The following is a 3,340-nucleotide window of genomic DNA, read 5'->3' on the forward strand; positions in this document are numbered from 1 at the left end:
CCACGCACTACAAGAACTACCGCGCCCAGCTGCCGGACTTGCTTGCGTCGCCGATCAGCGTCACCGTTCTTGCCCCAATCGACGCGCTCAACTGAGTTCGGCACCCAATTCCCCGGCGTCGCGCTGACAGCTCAAAGGAGAGCACTGTGTCCGGCCTGGAAAGCGGCATGCCTTCACTCAACACCCTTGATCAACCCGTAACCATGCGCAGTATCGCAAGACCAGCCGCCGCGCGCTCGTGGCGTCATGGCTCGGATGGACGTTCGACGGGTTCGAGACCTACGCGCTCGTCCTCGCTGGTTCGGTCGCCGTCACCAGTCTGGGTACCAGCACCCAGCTCAAACGGCTTCCCGCGTATGTCGGCGCGCTGGTGGCCGCGACCCTCGCGGGGTGGGCCTTGGGAGGGATCGTCGCCGGGTTCGCCGCGGACTACCTCGGCCGGCGGCGCATCCTCATCATTTCGATCACCTGGTACGCATTGTTCACGGGCATGTCCCCTTGGAACCCAACTACTGGTGGTTGCTGGCCGTGCACTTCATAACTGACATGGGGTTGGGCGCGGAGTGGGGCAGCGCGACGACGCTCATCGGCGAGCTGTGGCCCGATCGCAGCCCGCGGGCGCCCTCGACCAGCACCTCACCCGCCGCATAACTGAGAAACCTCAGCCACTTAGTCCAGCTGCCATACCTGATTCGGCCCCGTGAGCGGCTCCGCGAACGCGGCTTTGCCGGCCTTGGCCAGTTCCCACCGCTCACGGTGGTATTCTCCCGGCTGCAACAGATTCCGTCGCACATCACACGCTCCACATTAGACGACGAAACGCCGTAACATCGGCGTGCATCAGGGCATGGATCTTGCGGTACCCCAGCGCCGGCCAATCCTGGGCGTACTTCTCTCCGCGATCGGCTCGACCGCATCCACCGCCAGGGTCGGCCACGGGCCCTTGGCGGGTTCCCGGTCGGCCCTTGGCCATCCAACGGAGTGGAGTGCGGCACGGGGATGCCAAGCAGGGCCGTGAACCTCAAGACCGGCATCGCCGCGTCTTGGCGGATCACCTCGATGTCCTCGAAGAGGCCAGCCGCTTCAAAGTCTGACGCGCGCCACTCCCCACAAACGAAAAGATCGACCACACTGGGCAAATCTACGACCGCTCCGCGCTTATCACTGCCGGCCGGCGACAACGTCAACAGCTTGATCCCACAGGCAGTGGTAGCAAGCCCACGCAGCTCCGGACCGGGCTCGGTCCCGGCAATACACACCCAAGAAGTCAACTCCGACTGAAAGCCTGCTCCAGCTGCTCTTGGTCATCTTCGAGCAGCCCTTGACGTTCTGGCGACGGGTATCGTCATACAGCTGCTATCTGGTTCGGCCGCCAGGGGCTTGCCGGTTGCCTGATCTCATGCCACCACGCCGGCGTGGCGAGACGTCCGCGGTCGACGTCTTGCTCTGCTACCGCTCTTGGCCCTGCTTAGCTCGGTCCTTGTTCATAGTGTTCACAGTCCGAACCGCGATCTCCTCCGCCCGCGAACCAGTGCAACGACGCGTTGACGTGCTCTCATACGGCGGAAGCAGGATTGCGACGACGTCGCGTTCGTCGATCCGCGGAAGCTGACGACCCTGGCGTCGCTCGCCGAGCACATCGCCGCCGAGATCACAGTGCGGAACGCTTCGGCGCAGACGACAGCGCTGCGCAAAGGGCTGCGGGGCCTGCGCGTTAGCTCACTCGTGGTGCGGACAGACCGGTGGCACTACCGAACCGGCTGCTCGAAGTCAGCCGTCGAGCTGGAAACGGAGACGGTAGGTTCCAATCCAAACCGCATCGCCGTCGACGAGTTCCGCACGGTCGATCAGCCGTCCGTTGACGTACGTGCCGTTCAGCGAGCCGACGTCGGTCACCACGTAACAATCGTTGATCAGCAGCAGCTCGGCGTGAAAACGGGACACAGTGGGGTCATCGAGCACCAGGTCGCAGCTGCGATCACGTCCGAGCATGCACGGTGAGTCCACCTCATGCCCGACCCCAGCGTCGGGGCCACGCGTGTAGATCAGCTTTGGGTTCGCCCCGCGGGGAGCGGGCTCCCGGGCAGTCTGCGGGATGCGGACGTGCTTGGGCGGTTCGGTCGTCGGAATGGTCGCTTCCGGTGAGCGCCTCACTTTCTTTGTTGGCGACACATCATTTGCGGGATCGCTCATAACATCTCCTGACGCGAAACCGGTCGAAGTGATCAGCGAGCTCGAGGGTTCGGGGAGCGAGATGACCAGCACTCCGGCACAGCGGCCCATGGCTGGCGCGCGCACCCGATCGGGAATCCACACCCTAATGCGCCAGTGGCCCCGTGGGAAGAGAACCGCAGCGCAACAGCGCACCCGCCGTCTCCTGCGCCTCGCAGGATCTCGGACGCCACTCCCGTCGCACCGAAGGTCTGGTCGAACAAACATCTACTAACGGAACAGAACGGACTTCTGCGTCTGCAGATTGAGGTTGGCAACAACTCGTCGTCTGTCAACGCCGGATCCTGATTCGGCGCCAACGGCGCTAGATGGTGTTTTGGGTGGCTAAGGATCGGTGTTTCGGGTCTTGTGGGGTGATCGTTTCGGACAGGGTGCGCCACCTCGGCAAGCCCCGCGCTGCGCTGATGGCGATCGACTCCCACCAGCGCGTCATCTACGTCGGCACCTTCAGCAAGGTGCTGTTCCCCTGCCTGCGGCTTGGCTACGTCATCGCGCCACCCGCCCTCGTCGCCGGCTTCCTCGCCGCACACCTTTCCACCGACATGCACGCTCACCTCATCGACCAGGCCGTCGTCGCCGGCTTCATCGAAGGGCACTTCGCCCGCCACCTGCGGCGCACACGAGCCCTCCATGGCGAACGCCAACAGGAACTGATCCGGCGGGCCGAACCGCTCGGCGAGGAACTGCGACTCGTCCCCTGAAACGGTGGACTGCACCTCGTCGGCTGGCTCGCACCATCGCGCCGACCGAGTGGTCGCCAAAACGCCCCGTGTCGATGAGTCCACGTCTGGCCGCTGTCGACCCACTACCTGCGACCCGAGCCCAAGACCGCGCTCCTACTCGGCTACGCGGGCACCACGACCGAGGACATGCGCTACGGAATCACCACTTTGTCCAGTGTGCTCAGCTGGCCAGCTCGCGGGCGAACGACCGACCGCGAGCGCTGGCGTGCCCGCGAACTCGTACCGGCGACCGACGGCTCCCGTCAGACGTCGCAGCCCGCAACGGAAGTGGATGTGCGGAATGGAATGCCGCGTGATTGTTGAGACGCGCATGCTGGTTGACGCAGTTACCATTTAGACACTGTTGCGTCAAGCCAAACCAGCGT

3 protein-coding genes are annotated in these 3,340 nt (G+C 64.3%); 2 read left to right on the top strand and 1 reads right to left on the bottom strand.

Translation table 11 applies throughout. From position 1 onward, the window contains the following. Window positions 1–238: 238 nt before the first annotated feature. Window positions 239–541: an MFS transporter gene (locus tag ACWDKQ_RS35535; protein ID WP_450143133.1), complete on the top strand. Its 303-nt coding sequence runs from the start codon at window positions 239–241 to the stop codon at window positions 539–541. A 1,229-nt stretch (window positions 542–1,770) separates the two neighbouring features. Here the strand turns inward: ACWDKQ_RS35535 and ACWDKQ_RS35540 are convergent. Next, window positions 1,771–2,439, bottom strand: coding sequence for an FHA domain-containing protein (locus ACWDKQ_RS35540; RefSeq protein WP_450143134.1), 669 nt, complete (start codon window positions 2,437–2,439; stop codon window positions 1,771–1,773). A gap of 146 nt (window positions 2,440–2,585) precedes the next feature. Between ACWDKQ_RS35540 and ACWDKQ_RS35545 the strand changes: the two genes are divergently transcribed. Further along, entirely contained in the window at window positions 2,586–2,933 is a 348-nt protein-coding gene (locus ACWDKQ_RS35545) for a hypothetical protein (RefSeq protein WP_450143135.1), read from the top strand. Window positions 2,934–3,340: the final 407 nt, after the last annotated feature.

It is taken from the genome of Saccharopolyspora sp. NPDC000995 (assembly GCF_053599315.1).

Coding starts and splice junctions, on each gene's coding strand:
- ACWDKQ_RS35540 (WP_450143134.1), bottom strand. CDS start 2,439: ATGTTTGTTCGACCAGACCTTCGGTGCGACGGGAGTGGCGTCCGAGAT.